Source organism: Fructilactobacillus sanfranciscensis (assembly GCF_029023685.1).
GTDB classification, from domain to species: Bacteria; Bacillota; Bacilli; order Lactobacillales; family Lactobacillaceae; genus Fructilactobacillus; species Fructilactobacillus sanfranciscensis.
In genome coordinates this window covers 371,874-391,517 of sequence record NZ_CP118925.1, presented here as the reverse complement: position 1 = coordinate 391,517, position 19,644 = coordinate 371,874, and the positions used below count along the sequence as shown (strand labels likewise).

17 protein-coding genes, 1 tRNA gene and 2 rRNA genes are annotated in these 19,644 nt (G+C 37.8%); all 20 read right to left on the bottom strand.

What is annotated here, in order from left to right:
* Window positions 1–23 precede the first annotated feature (23 nt).
* The 20 genes from PY770_RS01970 to PY770_RS01875 all read right to left on the bottom strand — a co-directional run bounded on the left by PY770_RS01970 (window position 24) and on the right by PY770_RS01875 (window position 19,592).
* Window positions 24–2,939, bottom strand: a 23S ribosomal RNA gene (locus PY770_RS01970).
* 170 nt (window positions 2,940–3,109) lie between these two features.
* A tRNA-Ala gene (locus PY770_RS01965) sits at window positions 3,110–3,182 on the bottom strand.
* A gap of 67 nt (window positions 3,183–3,249) precedes the next feature.
* Window positions 3,250–4,826 (bottom strand): 16S ribosomal RNA (locus PY770_RS01960).
* The 16S and 23S rRNA genes sit together here with 1 tRNA gene alongside, the layout of an rRNA operon.
* 400 nt (window positions 4,827–5,226) lie before the next feature.
* Window positions 5,227–5,982: a DUF4811 domain-containing protein gene (locus tag PY770_RS01955; RefSeq protein WP_103428648.1), complete on the bottom strand. Its 756-nt coding sequence runs from the start codon at window positions 5,980–5,982 to the stop codon at window positions 5,227–5,229.
* Complete coding sequence (locus PY770_RS01950) at window positions 5,982–7,460, bottom strand: MDR family MFS transporter (RefSeq protein ID WP_139562201.1); 1,479 nt, start codon at window positions 7,458–7,460, stop codon at window positions 5,982–5,984. The genes PY770_RS01955 and PY770_RS01950 overlap by 1 nt, the downstream gene beginning before the upstream one ends.
* Window positions 7,461–7,593: 133 nt before the next feature.
* Window positions 7,594–8,292, bottom strand: coding sequence for a 2,3-diphosphoglycerate-dependent phosphoglycerate mutase (locus PY770_RS01945; protein ID WP_014081691.1), 699 nt, complete (start codon window positions 8,290–8,292; stop codon window positions 7,594–7,596).
* Between the two features lie 56 nt (window positions 8,293–8,348).
* On the bottom strand, window positions 8,349–9,428 hold the full coding sequence (locus PY770_RS01940; RefSeq protein WP_275046039.1) for an AI-2E family transporter: 1,080 nt from the start codon (window positions 9,426–9,428) through the stop codon (window positions 8,349–8,351).
* 20 nt (window positions 9,429–9,448) lie between these two features.
* Window positions 9,449–10,279, bottom strand: coding sequence for a hypothetical protein (locus PY770_RS01935; protein WP_103428651.1), 831 nt, complete (start codon window positions 10,277–10,279; stop codon window positions 9,449–9,451).
* Window positions 10,280–10,410: 131 nt separating this feature from the next.
* Window positions 10,411–10,746 (bottom strand): AzlD domain-containing protein, encoded by a 336-nt coding sequence (locus tag PY770_RS01930; RefSeq protein ID WP_103428652.1) that lies wholly within the window; start codon window positions 10,744–10,746, stop codon window positions 10,411–10,413.
* A 14-nt stretch (window positions 10,747–10,760) separates the two neighbouring features.
* Window positions 10,761–11,531 (bottom strand): AzlC family ABC transporter permease, encoded by a 771-nt coding sequence (locus PY770_RS01925; RefSeq protein ID WP_041818054.1) that lies wholly within the window; start codon window positions 11,529–11,531, stop codon window positions 10,761–10,763.
* A 188-nt stretch (window positions 11,532–11,719) separates the two neighbouring features.
* Window positions 11,720–12,877, bottom strand: a complete 1,158-nt coding sequence (locus PY770_RS01920) for a sensor histidine kinase (protein WP_275046038.1) — start codon at window positions 12,875–12,877, stop codon at window positions 11,720–11,722.
* A 2-nt stretch (window positions 12,878–12,879) separates the two neighbouring features.
* Entirely contained in the window at window positions 12,880–13,566 is a 687-nt protein-coding gene (locus PY770_RS01915) for a response regulator transcription factor (protein ID WP_103450731.1), read from the bottom strand.
* A 137-nt stretch (window positions 13,567–13,703) separates the two neighbouring features.
* On the bottom strand, window positions 13,704–14,438 hold the full coding sequence (locus PY770_RS01910; RefSeq protein WP_275046037.1) for a DUF1129 family protein: 735 nt from the start codon (window positions 14,436–14,438) through the stop codon (window positions 13,704–13,706).
* An 8-nt stretch (window positions 14,439–14,446) separates the two neighbouring features.
* Complete coding sequence (gene ychF / locus PY770_RS01905) at window positions 14,447–15,547, bottom strand: redox-regulated ATPase YchF (protein ID WP_014081684.1); 1,101 nt, start codon at window positions 15,545–15,547, stop codon at window positions 14,447–14,449.
* 18 nt (window positions 15,548–15,565) lie between these two features.
* Window positions 15,566–15,754: a DUF951 domain-containing protein gene (locus tag PY770_RS01900; RefSeq protein ID WP_103428656.1), complete on the bottom strand. Its 189-nt coding sequence runs from the start codon at window positions 15,752–15,754 to the stop codon at window positions 15,566–15,568.
* Between the two features lie 11 nt (window positions 15,755–15,765).
* Window positions 15,766–16,647, bottom strand: coding sequence for a ParB/RepB/Spo0J family partition protein (locus PY770_RS01895; protein ID WP_014081682.1), 882 nt, complete (start codon window positions 16,645–16,647; stop codon window positions 15,766–15,768).
* Window positions 16,637–17,404: a ParA family protein gene (locus tag PY770_RS01890; protein WP_014081681.1), complete on the bottom strand. Its 768-nt coding sequence runs from the start codon at window positions 17,402–17,404 to the stop codon at window positions 16,637–16,639. The genes PY770_RS01895 and PY770_RS01890 overlap by 11 nt, the downstream gene beginning before the upstream one ends.
* Window positions 17,405–17,419: 15 nt before the next feature.
* Window positions 17,420–18,142, bottom strand: a complete 723-nt coding sequence (gene rsmG / locus PY770_RS01885; RefSeq protein WP_014081680.1) for a 16S rRNA (guanine(527)-N(7))-methyltransferase RsmG — start codon at window positions 18,140–18,142, stop codon at window positions 17,420–17,422.
* A gap of 128 nt (window positions 18,143–18,270) precedes the next feature.
* Window positions 18,271–19,188, bottom strand: coding sequence for a ribonucleoside hydrolase RihC (gene rihC / locus PY770_RS01880; RefSeq protein ID WP_103434637.1), 918 nt, complete (start codon window positions 19,186–19,188; stop codon window positions 18,271–18,273).
* Complete coding sequence (locus PY770_RS01875; RefSeq protein ID WP_338148605.1) at window positions 19,185–19,592, bottom strand: tautomerase family protein; 408 nt, start codon at window positions 19,590–19,592, stop codon at window positions 19,185–19,187. Before PY770_RS01875 ends, rihC begins: the two co-directional genes overlap by 4 nt.
* Between the last annotated feature and the right edge of the window lie 52 nt (window positions 19,593–19,644).

Genomic DNA, 19,644 nt, shown 5'->3' with positions numbered 1-19,644 from the left:
CTTCCATTGTATCTTCATTCTACTTGGTTAAGTCCTCGACTGATTAGTATTAGTCCGCTTCACGTATCACTACGCTTCCACTTCTAACCTATCTACCTGATCATCTTTCAGGAGTCTTACTTCCATATAGAAATGGGAAATCTCATCTTGAGGCGAGTTTCACACTTAGATGCTTTCAGCGTTTATCTCATCCATACATAGCTACTCAGCAATGCGCCTGGCGGCGCAACTGATACACCAGCGGTATGTCCATCCCGGTCCTCTCGTACTAGGGACAGCTCCTCTCAAATTTCCTGCGCCCGCGACGGATAGGGACCGAACTGTCTCACGACGTTCTGAACCCAGCTCGCGTACCGCTTTAATGGGCGAACAGCCCAACCCTTGGGACCAACTACAGCCCCAGGATGCGATGAGCCGACATCGAGGTGCCAAACCTCCCCGTCGATGTGAACTCTTGGGGGAGATAAGCCTGTTATCCCCAGGGTAGCTTTTATCCGTTGAGCGATGGCCCTTCCATATGGTACCACCGGATCACTAAGTCCGACTTTCGTCCCTGCTCGACCTGTTTGTCTCGCAGTCAAGCTTGCTTTTGCCTTTACACTTTAGGAATGATTTCCAACCATTCTAAGCAAACCTTTGAGCGCCTCCGTTACTGTTTAGGAGGCGACCGCCCCAGTCAAACTGCCAACCAGACACTGTCTCCGCGCACGATCAGTGCGCAGGGTTAGAGTGTTCACATAACAAGGGTAGTATCCCACTGACGCCTCCACCGAGACTAGCGTCCCGGCTTCTATGGCTCCTACCTATCCTGTACAAGTTATGTAAACACCCAATATCAAGCTACAGTAAAGCTCCATGGGGTCTTTCCGTCCTGTCGCGGGTAACCTGCTTCTTCACAGGTATCTTAATTTCACCGAGTCTATCGTTGAGACAGTACTCAAATCGTTACGCCTTTCGTGCGGGTCGGAACTTACCCGACAAGGAATTTCGCTACCTTAGGACCGTTATAGTTACGGCCGCCGTTTACTGGGGCTTCATTTCGGTGCTTCGCCGAAGCTAACACTTCCACTTAACCTTCCAGCACCGGGCAGGCGTCAGCCCATATACTTCATCTTACGATTTTGCATAAACCTGTGTTTTTGATAAACAGTCGTTTGAGTCTTTTCACTGCGGCTGGCCGTGAGGCCAGCACCCCTTCTTCCGAAGTTACGGGGTCATTTTGCCGAGTTCCTTAACGATAGTTCTCTCGCTCACCTGAGGATACTCTCCTCGACTACCTGTGTCGGTTTGCGGTACGGGTAATTAATTACTAACTAGAAGCTTTTCTCGGCAGTGTGACGTCAGATACTTCTCTACTTAAATTTCGATCCTCATCATCGCTTGTCAACCCGCTTAAAAGCATTTGACTCTTAAACTGACTTACGATTTGAACACACATTTCCAATCGTGTGCATATCTTAGCCTACTGCGTCCCTCCATCGTTCAAACATAATTAACTAGTACAGGAATCTCAACCTGTTATCCATCGCCTACGCTTCTCAGCCTCGGCTTAGGTCCCGACTAACCCTGGGTGGACGAGCCTTCCCCAGGAAACCTTAGTCATTCGGTGGATCAGATTCTCACTGATCTTTCGCTACTCATACCGGCATTCTCACTTCTAAGCGCTCCAGTAGTCCTTACGGTCTACCTTCATTGCCCTTAGAACGCTCTCCTATCACGCAACATAGTTGCGTCCGCAGTCTCGGTAATATGCTTAGCCCCGGTAAATTTTCGGCGCAGAATCACTCGACTAGTGAGCTATTACGCACTCTTTAAATGGTGGCTGCTTCTGAGCCAACATCCTAGTTGTCTATGCAACTCCACTTCCTTTTCCACTTAGCATATATTTAGGGACCTTAACTGGCGGTCTGGGCTGTTCCCCTTTCGACGATGGATCTTATCACTCATCGTCTGACTCCCGGACATAAATCAATGGTATTCGGAGTTTATCTGAACTCAGTAATCCTAGATGGACCCCTTGCTCAAACAGTGGCTCTACCTCCATGATTCTAATTCCGAGGCTAGCCCTAAAGCTATTTCGGAGAGAACCAGCTATCTCCAAGTTCGTTTGGAATTTCACCGCTACCCACACCTCATCCCAGCACTTTTCAACGTACACGGGTTCGGACCTCCGGTGCGTATTACCGCACTTTCATCCTGGACATGGGTAGATCACCTGGTTTCGGGTCTACGGCAACATACTATGGCGCCCTATTAAGACTCGCTTTCGCTACGGCTCCGCTTTTTCGGCTTAACCTTGCATGCAACTGTAACTCGCCGGTTCATTCTACAAGAGGCACGCCATCACCCATTAACGGGCTCTGACTGCTTGTAGGCACATGGTTTCAGGAACTATTTCACTCCCCTTCCGGGGTGCTTTTCACCTTTCCCTCACGGTACTGGTTCACTATCGGTCACTAGGGAGTATTTAGCCTTGGGAGATGGTCCTCCCAGATTCCGACGACGTTTCACGTGTGTCGCCGTACTCAGGATCCTGAACTGAGGGTATTCGATTTCGTTTACGAGACTATCACTCTCTTTGGTGTAGCTTCCCAACTACTTCAACTATCAAATACTTTTGTAACTCAAATGTTCAGTCCTACAACCCCGAACCACAAGGGTTCGGTTTGGGCTGTTCCCCGTTCGCTCGCCGCTACTTAGGGAATCGAAATTTCTTTATATTCCTGTGGGTACTTAGATGTTTCAGTTCCCCACGTCTGCCTCTGCATAGCTATGTATTCACTATGCAGTGACCAGTCATAACACTGGTCGAGTTTCCTCATTTGGAAATCTCCGGATCAAAGCTTACGTACAGCTCCCCGAAGCTTATCGCAGTTAGTTGCGTCCTTCATCGGCTCCTAGTACCAAGGCATTCACCATGCGCCCTTATTAACTTAACCTATAATCCTACGGATTATAAATTATTTGAGTTTTAGCGATTAAAACTAATTAAAAAACTCAAAAATAACACAATGGTTATTTCTCGGTTCAATTATATATAAAAATATAATTATTACAGAAAATAATATTATCTAGTTTTCAAAGAACAAAAATGACACTTACGTGTCAATGGAGAATAGCGGGATCGAACCGCTGACCCCCTGCTTGCAAAGCAGGTGCTCTCCCAGCTGAGCTAATTCCCCATAAGAGTAGATACTCTCAAAACTGACCAAGATTTTGATTAATGTAAGGTTCCGAATTATTCCTTAGAAAGGAGGTGATCCAGCCGCAGGTTCTCCTACGGCTACCTTGTTACGACTTCACCCTAATCATCTGTCCCACCTTAGGCGGCGGACTCCTAAAAGGTTATCCAACCGACTTTGGGTGTTACAAACTCTCATGGTGTGACGGGCGGTGTGTACAAGACCCGGGAACGTATTCACCGTGGCATGCTGATCCACGATTACTAGCGATTCCAACTTCATGCAGTCGAGTTGCAGACTGCAATCCGAACTGAGAACGACTTTAAGAGATTAGCTTGACCTCGCGGTTTCGCAACTCGTTGTATCGCCCATTGTAGCACGTGTGTAGCCCAGGACATAAGGGGCATGATGATTTGACGTCGTCCCCACCTTCCTCCGGTTTATCACCGGCAGTCTCTCTAGAGTGCCCAACTTAATGCTGGCAACTAAAGACAAGGGTTGCGCTCGTTGCGGGACTTAACCCAACATCTCACGACACGAGCTGACGACAACCATGCACCACCTGTCATTCTGTCCCCAAAGGGAACGTCTAATCTCTTAGATTGGCAGAAGATGTCAAGTCCTGGTAAGGTTCTTCGCGTAGCATCGAATTAAACCACATGCTCCACCGCTTGTGCGGGTCCCCGTCAATTCCTTTGAGTTTCAACCTTGCGGTCGTACTCCCCAGGCGGAATGCTTAATGCGTTAGCTGCGGCACTGAAAGGCGGAAACCTTCCAACACCTAGCATTCATCGTTTACGGCATGGACTACCAGGGTATCTAATCCTGTTTGCTACCCATGCTTTCGAGCCTCAGCGTCAGTTACAGACCAGATAGCCGCCTTCGCCACTGGTGTTCCTTCATATATCTACGCATTTCACCGCTACACATGAAGTTCCACTATCCTTTTCTGCACTCAAGTTTATCAGTTTCCGATGCACTTCTCCGGTTAAGCCGAAGGCTTTCACATCAGACTTAATAAACCGCCTGCGCTCCCTTTACGCCCAATAAATCCGGACAACGTTTGCCACCTACGTATTACCGCGGCTGCTGGCACGTAGTTAGCCGTGACTTTCTGGTTAGATACCGTCATACCGTGAGCAGTTGCTCTCACGGTTGTTCTTCTCTAACAACAGAGTTTTACGAGCCGAAACCCTTCTTCACTCACGCGGCGTTGCTCCATCAGACTTTCGTCCATTGTGGAAGATTCCCTACTGCTGCCTCCCGTAGGAGTATGGGCCGTGTCTCAGTCCCATTGTGGCAGATTACCCTCTCAGGTCTGCTACGTATCATTGCCTTGGTGAGCTATTATCTCACCAACTAGCTAATACGCCGCGGGTCCATCCAGAAGCACTAGCACAAAGGCCAGCTTTCAAACAAGAACCATGTGGTTCTTGTTGTTATACGGTATTAGCATCTGTTTCCAGGTGTTATCCCCTTCTTCTGGGCAGGTTACCCACGTGTTACTCACCAGTTCGCCACTCAGTCGGATCCAAAATCATCTTAGTGCAAGCACCAAGATGATTTTGGGCGACTTCGTTCGACTTGCATGTATTAGGCACGCCGCCAACGTTCGTCCTGAGCCAGGATCAAACTCTCATTTTAAAAATGAGAACTTTACTAGCTCTTATTTATTTGTTTTTGCAAATTGACATTGCATATTTGTTTAATCTTTAAACTAAGTTTAAAGATTATCCTTACACTTATTGTAATCAAAATTTTGTTCAGTTTTCAAAGATCTACTCAAGCACCATTTACAGTGCATATAATATGTTACTAGCTAATAGAGAAATTGTCAACATATATTATTAATTTTTTTAGAAAATAATTATATAGAAAACGTCTTACTATCAGCGACAATTAATATAATATTACCAATCAAATTAAATGTCAAGAAAAGTCAATTTTTTTAAAATGTTGAAAATGATTTTTCAACTGATAATAAAATTTCAAAAAATAAAAAAGGAACCTCACTTATGTGAAGTTCCTGCCTAATCTAATTAAATTATTTAAGATTCATTTCAGCTGCAACTTTTTGTGAAAGTTGTGCCATAGATTGTGCTTTTACTTGCTTTTGAAATTCCGCAGCATATTTTTTAGTTAACTTTTGTTTTTGTGCATCAGACATTTTAGGATTCTTTTGCATGTCAGCAGTTAACTTACCTTGAACAAATTCTGCTCCTTTAGCTTTGGCAGCTGCCATTGCTTCAGGTGTTTGCATTGCCTTAGCTTCTGCTTTCATCTTAGCACCAAATTGTTTGGCTTGATCAGGAGTCATTACAAGTACTCCATTTTCAACTTCAAAAGTTTTGGTTTGCTTAATCAACTCATGCTTTTGAGCAAATCCAAACAACGCTTTATAAAAATCATTCTTGTAAACCCAATAAGTTCCTTTAGTTACAAGTTGATTCTTAGAAGCATTTTCTTTAATTACATTTTTCGTATCCATTGCTGGCTTAGCAACAGTTGGTTTCTTTTGGCTTGCTTTTTTGTTATAAATAACAGCTTGTTCAGAACCATCAGTACCGACTGGTTGTTTTAAAATCATCATTTGCTTTACTGGAGCAATTTCTGTTCTAGTAACAATGGTTTGTTGTTCCATTCCAAAATGATATTTGAAATTACCCATCATCGCAAGAACTGACAAAATTGATAAAATTGCAAAAAAGACTCCAGTAACATTAGAAACCTTTTGATTAGGAATCAAATTCCAGCAAAGAAAGAACGCTAGTACGGAAACCGTTAATAGTAAGAAAATCATTATTTAGTGTCCTCCTTACCTACTTTAATGGTAGTAACTCGACCTTTTTTTAACATAAATCCAGCAAGGAATGCTATCAAACTAAGTCCAAAGGCAATCGCAAATGCAGCTGAATAACCTTTCAAAGTTGCATTAATTGCTAAACTAACATAGTGAATTGGATTAAGCTTCATTATATGTTTAGCTGGCATGTTATCGGTAGTTACATTAGCAAGAATTGATACCATGATTGCAGTAGCAATTGAAGCACAGATTTGACGAACCGTATTATTAACGGCAGTTCCATGACTCATCATAGTAACTGGTAAAGCATTCATTGCTGAAGTTGTAACTGGCATCATAACCATTGCTACCCCAAACATCCGAACAACATATAGCATTGTGATGTAATGAACTGGAGTAGTCTTAGTTAAGAACATGAATGGGAAAGTACCTAATGATAGTAAGAATAATCCCCCAATTGCTAATTTCTTAGCACCATATTTATCAAAAATCTTACCAGTAAAAGGACTCATAATTCCCATCATAATTGCACCAGGTAAAAGAGTTAATCCAGAGTCAAAAGCCGTCATTCCACGTACAATTTGTAGGTAAAGTGGAATAATCATTTCTACACCAATCATAGCCATGAAAACGATTGAAGCAATCATTGTCCCAATACTAAATTCAGCAGACTTGAACACATTAAGGTTCAAGAATGGTTCTTTCATGGTTAATTGACGCCAAACGAATAAGCCAACAAAAATGGCACCGATAACTAATGAAACAATTACAGTTTGACTACCCCATCCGTCGCTACCAACTGATGAAAATCCATATAAAGCACTACCAAAACCAATGGTAGAAAGAATTAATGATAGTACATCTAATTTTGATTTTTCTGTTTTAAGGACTGGCTTAATGTAAACTAACCCAAATATTAAAACAAGAGCTGCGATTGGAATTAACATTCCAAATAAATCACGCCATTGATAATTATCAATAATCCAACCAGAAAGAGTTGGTCCAATGGCAGGTGCAAGTCCAATTACCATTCCAGCCATTCCCATGGCAGCTCCACGCTTGTCAGCAGGGAAGATGGTCAACATAACTGTTTGAAGTAATGGCATAATTACACCAACTCCAACAGCTTGAACTAATCGACCAGCAAATAAAACACCAAATGATGGTGCCATATATGCCATGATTGTCCCAATTTCAAAAATTAACATGGCACCTAAATAGAGCCACTTAGTATTAAATCTGGTATTTAACCAAGCACTAACCGGGATTAAAATACCATTAACCATCATAAATCCAGTAGTCAACCACTGAACAGTTGATGTATTGATATTAAAAGCATGCATTAGTGTTGGAAAAGCAGTTGCTAAAATCGTTTGATTCAAGATAGCCACAAAGGCCCCGACTAATAACAAAAGAACAAACATCGTACGATTGTACGGTTTCCCCTTTGCATCAACAGCTTGATTTTTGTTCATATAAAATCCCCCATGTATATTATTAAAAGTAAGTTCTATGATACGACCATTTTTAAGATTGTCAAGTAATCTGACAACGATTTTAGTGCAATAAAAAAGCCTGCACTAATTATAGTACAAACTTTTTAAATATTTATCTGTTTTCGTCTAACTTAGTTTTGCTTACAATATTTAAATTTTCATCAATATCGTAAACAATTGGATCACCAGTAGCAATTTCTACATCCATGATATCTTCATCAGAAATACCTTCGATGTATTTAGTTAAGGCACGTAATGAGTTACCATGTGCAGCAATGATTACGTTCTTGTGATCTAATAATTTAGGAGCAATTTCATCTTGCCAGAATGGAATTACACGTTCCAAAGTGGTTTTAAGATTTTCACCTGCAGGAATTGCACGTGGGTCTAAATCAGCGTAACGACGGTCTTTAGTTGCTGAACCTTCATCATCGGCACTCAATAGTGGAGGCAAAACATCATATGAACGACGCCAAATGTGAACTTGGTCTGCACCGTACTTTTCAGCAGCACGTTCTTTGTTGTGACCTTGTAAAGCACCGTAATGACGTTCGTTTAAACGCCATGATTTCATTTCTGGAATCCATAATTGGTTACTTTCACCTAAAGCATAGTGCAATGTGTTAATGGCACGTTTTAAAACTGAAGTGTAAGCTTGGTCAAATTCAAGACCGGCATCGGCAATTAACTTACCTGCATGTTTAGCTTGCTTAACTCCTTCTTCACTTAGATCAACATCAACCCATCCAGTGAATTTGTTTGCTAAGTTCCATTCACTTTGTCCGTGACGAATTAAACATAATTTAGCCATTGTTTATACCTCTTTCGAATTAAAATCTATATTTAGTATACGTATTACATAATACATCATTTTACATATTTTTTTAACAATTTTCTTATGAAGCCGGGATTTTTTTCACGATCTTTATTAACTTGATCAACCTTTTGAACCCCAAAAACATCTAATAAGAAAGTAAAAATTGGAACAGAAACAATTAATCCCCAAGTTCCTAAGAAATGTTCTCCAATTAATAACACCACAAAGGTATAAAAAATTGGAAGCTCAGTCCGTGCTGACATAAATTTAGGGTTTAAAATATAAGCTTCAATTGCATGCACCACTAAAATAATAATCATAATGTACACAATGTATCTTAATCCACCCACTGCATATCCAGCAATTGATAAAGGAATCACAGAAACAATTACTCCAGCGACGGGAATGAGACTCAAAAAGAAAATCATAAGCGAGAATAACGCTAACTCTGGCATATGCATAAATGCTAAACAAGTCGTGGTAATCACGGTATTACAAATTGCAATGAAGAATTGTGCTTCTAACACTACTCCAAAGGTCTTTACAAAAATGTTACCAAAATATTGTAAATCTTGGAAAAACCAACCAAAGGTGCTATCTAAAAACTTCTCGGAAAAACGTTTTGTTTGCTCAAGCTCTAAAGTGAAGAAAAAGCTTAAAAGAATTGACATAAATAAGGAAAAGCTGACCGTCCCAATGCTCGTAATGTAACTCCAAATTAATCCTAAACTATCTTGAATTTGATGAGGAACATTAACGCTGTGCATAAATTTGATAAAAACTTCTCGTACCTGAGGATTAGTAATTCGGCGTGGATGCTGATAAAAATTAATTAATTGTTTAGTATATTTAGCTGTTTGATCAGCAATTGTTGGCAAGTAATTAATGGCAGCATAAGTAATTAATCCTACTATTAAGGCATAAATTATAATCACCAAAATTGGAATTGGAATTTTAATCTTTTTTCGAATTGCTACTACCATTTTAGTTACTAGTAATGTAAAGATAAAAGTCAGCAGTACAGTTGTCATCATTTCACGACAAAAATACAAAACTGAAATAATAAACATCAATACAAAAGTTCTTCTTAAGCGAACATTATTAATAAAATTATTCCAATGTACTTGCATCAATTTTCTCCTGTTACTAATTAGTTAAAACGGTTTGAATACTCATTAGGATTAGTATAAACATCGTAAGGATCGTTCGTTACACTTACTGGACCATTTGCAATATTAGTATTATCAACAGTAGATGTATTAGAACTTGTCCCACTATTTACAAAACGATTTGCGTATTCTTGAGGATTAGTGTAAACATTAAATTGACTTAAATCATTACTATTTCCATTTGATGAGTTTGTCCCATTATTGGAACCGTTGTTGGCGTTGCTATTATTAAGTTTTGCTTTATTCGCTGCATCGATTGATTTATCATTTGATTTTTTTAAATCTTTTGCTTTAGCTAATACATCCGCATAATATGATTGATTAATTGTATCGTCATCCAAAATTTGATTCAAAGTGTCGTTTGAAAGTTGATAATTTTTTTCATTATGTTGTTGAACTGTAGCTTTGTAAATTTTATTAAATTGATTAATATTAGCAGTAATTAATTTAACTTCTTTAATTTTTTGTTGAGCCTGATTAGCTAAATCTTTTGATCCATTTTCAACATTTGCTGCCATTTTAAATGAATTTTTAGCCGTTACAAAATCATTTGATCTTAATTGACGCTCACCATCAGTATATTTTTCAACTTGGCTAACAGATCCGTTGACCTTTTTTGAATCTGGCTTAGCATCAAGTGCCTTTTGAAAATCTTTTTTAGCTTGGTTATAATCATGGTTTTGCAAAGCTATATTCCCATTCTTAAGATTAGTTTGGTAGATATTTTCTTTGTTAGCATGATCGATATACATCCATCCACCAAGCAAAATTACTACAACTAGGATAATCACCCCTGATATCCATTTTTTCATTAAAATAATCCTCCATACAAATTAAAAGGCTTGATTTACCTATCATTATATCATACCAATTTTTAATTAAGCGTACTCCTTCACTAAACAAAAATGGTTCTAACTAAACCAATAGTTAGAACCATGTATTTTTAAAAGACAAACATTGAGAGTAGAAATACCAAACATAAGCCAATGATAACTGATAATGCCATGGAACGCGTCCAAAAAGCAATTGCAATTACCACTATACTAGAAATCAATTCTGGAAAATGCCCTTGTAAAGTAAAATCGTAAGTTTTTGTAATAAATAAGTCTTTTACTACCAATGAAGTAAACAAACAAATTGGCACAAATTCCATCCATTCATTAAACCATTTAGGAATTTTCCGAGTACGGAAGATGTAGAGTGGGATAAATCGAGGTAATAGCGCTACAAAAAAACAAAGTATTACTAACAGAAAATGTTGCATTCCATTCCATTCCATTTTTTAGTCCTCCCCTAATCTTCTTTAGGTGTACCAGCTGGGTTCTTAAACATCTTAATTAAGCGACTCTTATGATGAGTCTTAATCCGTCGCCGTCTGAGATAATTGTCAATTAAGAAACCAACAAAAGAAGCCAAAAGCGTCGAACAAACTAAACCAAGCGTTGATTTAGTAATCACTAAGAAAAAGATTGCCAAACCTGCAGCTAATAAAGCAATAAAAATCTTCAAAAAGTTCTTAACTTGCATCACAATCATAAATAAGAATAAAGCAGTTAAAGCAAAATGAACGACCGTTAAATCAATATGGATTGCTGTACCAAGTAAGCTTCCAACTACGTTACTCATCGTCCAAAAGAATAGTGACCAGTGCTCGATTTGCAAAGCATATCGAGGTGTGAACTTTTTATCAGTGGAAAATTTCAAATAGTTTACAGCATAATTTTCATCATTCATCGAAACTGCAAATAAAAATGTAAATAACGTGCTTTGCCCATGCAAATATTTCGACAGACTTGATCCTAATAATGCATAACGTAATTCCAAGAAAAACAACATTAATACAATTGTAAGTAATGGTGAATTAATGGTTAACATTGATGCAATCAAGAATTGAGCTCCACCAGAAAAAACCAAGATAGATAGTAACAACGTATTAAAAAAGTTGAAACCTGCTGCATGTAATAAAATACCACTAGCTAACCCAATCGGAATATAACTAATATCTAGTGGGAATGAAATCTGAAAATTTCGACGCCATGCCGGAATTTTTGGATCTGCTACCATTTTTGTCAATTAAAATCCTCCAAATAGTGACTTCATTTATAACTTTTGTCCAATACTTTAATTATATTGTAAAAAGTAAAAATAAAAAACCACTTTGCCAACATTTGTAAAAAAACTTTTTTTCTAAAAGTTAACGACAACGTTTAATTAAATGACAAACGAAAAAAGCTAATCAAATGATTAGCTTTTTAATCAGTTTGTTTTCCTTTAATTGGTAAGGTAAACACAAATGAAGTTAATTTATCGGTCGAATTTACGTTAATAGTTCCACCTTGATTTTGGATAATTTCTTTTACAATTGCCAAACCTAACCCGCTTCCACCAGTATTGGTGTTTCGAGAACTTTCTTCTCGATAAAATCTTTCAAAAATTCGTTTAATTACACTGGTAGGAATTCTCTTTCCATCATTTGCAACTGTAAATTGAATTTGAGCACCTTTAACTTTGGCACTTAAACATATTTTATTAGCACCCTCACCATAAGAAATTGCATTAGTAATTAGATTATTAAAAATTCGACCAACTAATTCAGCATTTGAAGACATAATCACATCTTTTTTGAGTGGTTTAACAACTATTTTAATTCCTCTTTTGCTAGCTTCTAACGCAAATGATGTTTCTAATTGAGTCAATAGTTGATTAACATCAATTGGATTCATTTCTAATTTGCGTTGTTTCAAGTTGTTAGCCTTTGTATATTCAAATAATTGGTCAACTAGTAATTTCATTTGCTGCGATTTTTCATAAGCAATTTTACAATATTTTAAGATATCTGCTTCAGATTGATATTGATGATCCTCAATTAAACCTAAATAGCCAATAATTGAAGTCAATGGTGTTCGTAAATCATGACTGACACTAGTCACTAAATCATCTTTTGACTTTTCAATCCGTCGTTCATCGTCCATTGATTTAATCACATTTTCAACTAAAAAATTAACACTTTTGACCACCCGTTCATTATCCCCGCTTAATTGAAAAGGAATTTTATGCTCAAAATGGCCATCTGAAATATAATGTAATTCATCAATTATTCGACTAATTTCAATTTGTTTATAGATTCTAACCAAACGCCACCAAGCAATCAATCCGTTGATTAGCAACATAATAAACCAGAAAAGACCTTCCAAACTAAGAATTGGTTGCCGAAATGGACCAAATGTCACTGACTGTTTAATGATAAAAATACCATCCGTAACACCTTGATTGTGTCGAATGAAATTAACGATAATATTACCAATCGCAAAATCAACCAAGAGCAGCAAACTCATCGTTAAAATTCCTTCAATCCAGAGCTCTTGTCTTTCATTTCGTTTAAGTTTAAAGCTTTCGGTATTGTTCTTCAAAATTAACCTTCAACCTTGTATCCGACACCCCAAACGGTTTTAATGATGTCTTTTCCATCAGTTGCTTCTTCAATCTTGTCACGCAAATGGCTCATGTGGACCATTACTGTCTTAGCAGAAATGACACTTTCTTGTTTCCAAACTCGTTCAAAAATTTCGTCAGCAGAAAAAACTCGATTAGGATGACTAGCTAATAAATATAAAATTCCAAATTCGATTGCTGTTAATTGAATTTTGGTTCCGTTTTCCGTGGTTACTTCATGAGAATCCTTATTGATTTTAAGTCCCTCAATGTCAATCACATCTGGTTCGTCATTTGTTACATTATTTTGACTTCGACGAAGGAGTGAGTGTACCCGAGCCATCATTTCCAAAGGGTTAAACGGTTTAGTAACGTAATCATCTGCACCAGATGTCAATCCTTGAATTTTATCCATATCTTCAGTTTTGGCTGAAAGAACAATAATTGGTACTTGTGAATCCTTCCGAATTTCATTAATTACTTCGATTCCACTCATTCCGGGCATCATAATATCTAAGATTACTAATCCAATGTCACTGTTAGTATGGAGCATTGAAAGTGCTTCCTCACCGTTATAAGCAGCAATTGGAGTGTAACCTTCGTTTTTAATGTAAATCTCTAATAATTGAGCAATTTCACGATCATCATCGACAACTAATATTTTCATAATTTAATAAATCCTTTCTGAATCTGACTTTTAATTAATTCTAACTAAAAGAATTCTCAAAAGAAAGTAAATGGCGCGATTATAAGAAAAACTTAGCAATTAAAAAAGCCTCTTTCCACAGAAAAAGGCTTTTAAATTTAACGACGACCAGCAAAAAATCCACTGGTAATCGTATATTTGGTCCGCATGTATAACACTCCAACTAAGGCTAAAATCCCAATTACAACATCAACAATTGGTGAAACTACTGGATTTAACCCAGCTGGTAACAAATTCGTTCCATAGAATACAACCATCCAAATCATGAATAATCCAACCATCATAATGGAACGAATTAAGGCATTATGTTTGTGCTTAACGCCAGGTGCAAACAATTGGGTAACAACTGGCATTCCAATCCCAGCAAGTACTGAAGAAAGAATGATGCTCGTGATTCCGGCTACTCCACCTTGTTTGGCTTGCGCTGGAGAAACCCAGAACATCGTAGCATACATGAAACTGAATAAAATTAAGAACCACAAAACATTATAAGAGGCATCGATTAAATAACGTTCCTTAGTTAAGGGTCCAGCTGGTTTCCGTGGTGGATTAACTGTCATAGCTACTTTTTCGGTAACAGTCCCATAAAGGCCTTTAGCAGTGATACCCTTTTTTTGTGCTGCAAGAATTTCATCAATCATAGTTTTGATGATATCAGCTTGTTTTTCAGCAAGCACATTTGTTTCAGCTAAAGCAGCTTTGAAACGTACTAAATATTCAATATTACGTTTCGTTAAACCTAACTGATCAAATTCTTCATAAGTAGCTTTTCTTCCACTTTTGTGGTGTTGTTGTGCTGCAGCATTTCGCTGCTTATTTTCTAATTCGCTCATATTTTCTCCTATACATTGAACCGGAAATTAACGATGTCACCATCTTGCATAACGTATTCTTTACCTTCAACTCGTAATTTACCGGCTTCTTTAACTGCCTGTTCGCTACCCAATTTATCAAGGTCTGCAAATGACATTACTTCTGCTCGAATAAATCCCCGTTCAAAATCTGAGTGAATAATTCCAGCAGCTTGGGGAGCTTTCGTCCCTTTTAAGTAAGTCCAAGCTTTGGTTTCTTTACCACCAGCTGTAAAGAAAGTTTCAAGATTTAGCAATTTGTAGGCTGCCCGAATTAACTTATCTAATCCTGGTTCTTCTACTCCAGCAGCATCCAAAAATTCTTGTTTATCTGCATCATCAAGTTCAGCAATTTCTTCTTCACTTTCAGCGGCAATTCCAATTGCTTCAGCACCATGTTCGTTAGCATACTTTTTAACCGCTTGGAATAATTCATCTGATTCTGGGTCGCCCATTGAATCTTCACTAATATTTGCAACATAAAGAACTGGTTTTGAAGTTAATAAGAAAAAGCCTTTTACAATTTTTTGTTCTTCTTCATCTAAATCAACATCACGCACTGATCCACCAGCTTCTAGAACTGGCTTAATTTTTTCAATCACAGCTAATTGTTCTTTAGCTTCATCATCATTTCCTTTAGCGGCCCGTTCAACTTTAGCAAAACGTTTGTTAACGGCTTCTAAATCAGAAAGACTTAATTCTAAATTAATGGTTTCAATATCAGCCACTGGATCAACTTTATTAGCTACGTGGGTGATGTTATCGTCTTCAAAAGCCCTCACGACATGGACAATCGCATCAACTTGACGAATGTTTTCCAAAAATTTATTTCCAAGTCCTTCACCTTTACTGGCACCTTTAACAATCCCAGCAATATCAGTGAACTCAAAAGTTGTAGGGACAACTTTTTTAGCAGGAATCAATTCTTGAATGCGGTCTAAACGTTTATCAGGAACTTCAACCATTCCAACGTTTGGATCGATTGTAGCAAACGGATAGTTTGCCATTTCTGCTCCCGCTTTAGTAATCGCATTAAATAAGGTTGACTTACCGACGTTTGGCAAGCCCACAATTCCAGCAGTTAGTGCCATTTTATCATTACCTCTTTCTTAATCTTCTGTATGTTTTTCTAGTACTTTTTTCATTCTCTTATCAAATTGATGTCTGGCCAACATTACGACGTGTCCACAGCCAAGACATTCTAATTTAATATCAGCACCCATGCGAATAATTTCCCACCGATTTGTTCCACAAGGATGGGGCTTTTTCATTTCAACAATGTCATGTAATTCGTACATAAAATCGCTCCTTAATCCAAATGAATATCAAGTAGTTCTAAAATTCGAGTTAAATCAGCATTAGAAAGATAATCAATTTCAATCTTTCCTTTTCCTGATTTAGGACGTGTTTCATTGATAGCGACACGAGTCCCAAATTTGTCTTGTAGACGATCTTCGCTTTCCTTTAAATAAGGAGATTTGCGAAAACTATTACTTTTTTTCTTTTTATCTTCTTTGGGATTTAAAGCAGCAATTAGTTTTTCTAATTGCCGAACAGTTAACGTTTCGTCAGCAACTTTTTTTGCCAATTTAATTAACTCAGTTTTATTCTTCACAGCTAATAAAGTCCGAGCTTGTCCCATCGAAAGTTGACCTTTTTGTAACATTTCTTTAACTTCAGCAGGTAAGTTTAACAACCGAAGATAATTAGCAATGTAAGGACGACTCTTTCCTAAACGACGGGAAACTTCAACTTGGGTAATATCAAGATGAGTCATCAACATTTCGTAAGCTTTAGCTTCTTCTAGAGGATTCAAATCTTCCCGTTGAAGGTTTTCCATCACGGCAATTTCCATCATTTGTTCATCCGTTGCATCACGAACAATTGCTGGAATGGTTTCTTTTCCAGCAGCTTTAGAGGCACGAAAACGCCTTTCACCTGCTAGAATTTCGAATTTGTTTTCTTTTTTATTTGGTTGACGCACAATGATTGGTTGAAAAACACCCGAAACTTTAATTGATTCAGTTAAATCATTTAAAGCACGCTTATCAAATTTTTTTCGTGGTTGATAAGGATTGGGAATTAAATTTTCCAATTTCAAAGTTTGAACAGTTTCATCACTCAAATTGATATCATTGTCGTCAAATAAGGCATCCAGTCCTCGACCAAGCCCTTTACTATTATTTGTCATTGGCAGCTAACACCTCCTTTGTCAATTTCATGTACACTTTGGCACCCTTTGAATTTGGATCATAATCAATAATGGGAAGTCCATGCGATGGTGCTTCTGAAAGTCTTACATTACGTGGAATAATACTTTTATAAACTTTTTCTTTAAAGAACTTACGCACTTCTTCATTTACTTGGGCACCCAAATTAGTTCGGGCATCATACATCGTAAGTAAAACACCTTCTACATATAGATTAGGATTAAAATGTTTTTGAACTAATTGAACCGTATTCAATAATTGACTCAACCCTTCAAGCGCATAATATTCACTTTGAACGGGAATTAAAATTGAATCACTAGCTGTAAAAGCGTTAATCGTAATCAAACCCAATGAAGGAGGACAGTCAATTAGCACATAATCATATTGATCATTAATTTGCTTAATTGCATTTTGCAACCGCGTTTCTCGTGCCATTTGTGGGGTTAATTCAATTTCTGCACCAGATAATTGGATTGTGGCAGGAACGATATCTAAACCTTCATGTGCGGAATGCATAATTACATTTTGCATTGGTTCTTCATTAACTAAAACATCATAAACATCCTTTTGAATGTTTTGTTTACTAATTCCCACACCACTAGTAGCGTTTCCTTGAGCATCGGAATCAACGATTAAAACACGTTTACCTTCACTGGCTAGGCCAGCTCCGAGGTTAACAGCAGTGGTAGTTTTACCAACTCCACCTTTTTGGTTTGCTAACGCAATTACATGTGCCATTGTTTGTGTCCTCCTTTATTTAATGGGTTCTTTATTTGGGGTACCTGCTTTACGGGGATATTTAATCGGCGTTTTCCGTTCTTTTTCAATCACAATAATATGACGTTCTTCATCATTTTCTGGTAATTTAAACGAAAAATCTTCTGTTACTTTTCCACCAAGCACATGAATTGCCTTGGTAGCATCCGTTAATTCTTCTGGAGCTTTTGCAGCTTTCATGGCAATCAACTTACCACCAATTTTTACTAATGGTAAACAAAGTTCACTCATTACACTCAAACGAGCTAAGGCTCTAGCGGTTGCTAAATCAAAACTTTCACGGTCTTTAGATCGACGGCCACCAAATTCTTCAGCTCGAGCATGAACTAGATTAACTCCAGTTAACCCTAATTGACTAACCAACTTTTGTAAGAAAATAATTCGCTTATTAAGTGAGTCAACAATTGTAACTTGTAGGTCAGGGTTTACAATTTTTAACGGGATGGATGGAAATCCAGCTCCTGCACCAACATCTACCAAACTTTTTGCTTCTTTTAATTCCGAAACGTAAAAAGCTGGTGAAATAGAATCATAAAAATGTTTAAGGTAAACATCATTACGTTCTGTAATGTTGGTTAAATTAACATTCTGATTATATTCTACTAACAATTCAAAATAGTCTTTAAATTGTTGCATTTGTTGGTCAGATAACGCAAACCCTTGTTTGGCTAATCCCTGTTTAAATTCTTCTGGTGTCATCTGAAACTCCTAACTTCTTAATCGAACAATAATTGCATATCTATTCTCCATTATAACTAAATTTTAAGATTTTAGTTAGCTAGAAAACAAAAAAGATTGGATATTCTCCAATCTTTTTCAATAAATTGCTATTTCATTTTTTTAACTTCTGCTTTAAACCAATCATTGAAAGCCTCAGCATCAATATCAAGGCAAACATCTGCGTTCGTTTGACCGTCATGATAAGCACCCCGAATATCGGCAACAGTTTCACCATTTGCGGGACCTTCTGTTTGAATATCAATCCACAACTTTTTAGTAGTCATGAATTCTGGATGAAGTAAGTAAAAAATGGTGTTAACGTCATGCATTGCCACTCCATGTTCGTTCCGATCACCATCGCTAATAATCAAGTCATGCAACATTTTCCCAGCTGGGTTCATAGTTTCAATTTCAGCTAAGGTTTCTGGTGTCACTAATGCTTTTTTAGTAACATCAAGCCCCACCATCACAATTGGTACGCCAGATTGGTACATCATCTTAGCTGCGTGAGGATCAGTAAAGACGTTAAATTCAGCAGCACTCGTCATATTACCACAACCTAAAGTACCACCCATTGCCACAATCCGTTCTAACTTATCTTTAACTTCTGGATATTCGGCAAAAAGTAAAGCGACATTCGTATATGAACCAGTTGCTACCAAAGTTATTGGTTCATCACTAGCCATAATCACGCGATACATTGCTTGTACAGCAGTTTCTTTTAATGGCTTAGGTAATTCACCATGAAAATCATAGCCACTCATCCCAGACTCACCATGAATCCGTGCAGCATCTTCAAATGGTTTGATTAACGGCTGTACTGCCCCTGCCGCAACTGGAATCTCGGTTCCTTTACCAAAAAAGTTAATAATTTTTAAGGCATTAATGGTGGTTTTATCGACGGTAACATTTCCGGCCACAGTCGTCACTAATTCAACGTCTAGTTCTGGATTGTTAATTGCCACTGACAATGCTGCGGCGTCATCAATCCCAGGATCAGTATCCATGATAATTTTTGTCATTATAATCCTCCATCAAGAAATTGATGTTTACCAAGAGCAAAACTAAAATCTTCAGCATGGTTATTAGCAAAGACAATCATCAAATCTTCAGGTCGAAGGTTCATTTCACGTTGAAATGCTTCAACTGCAGCTTTTGCATAAGCTTTCTTTTGCCCAGTTGTTCGTGGAGTTGAAAGAATTTGAATTAAAATTACATCATCAGTTCGTTCAATTCCTAATCCGGCATCTAACAGGCACATTTCGTAAGGTTCATGTTGCGTTACAACTTGGAAACGGTCATCTTCTGGAACCCCAAAAGTATCACGAGTTACATCGTAAGCAATTTGCATTACTTGTTTAATTTGTTCAGGAGTTCTTCTTCCTTTAATTAAATCAATCCGCATAAGTGGCATTTCATTCACATCCATTTCTCATTTATTAAGGTAATTTTACCACAATTTCAAACAAAAAAGAGTGGCA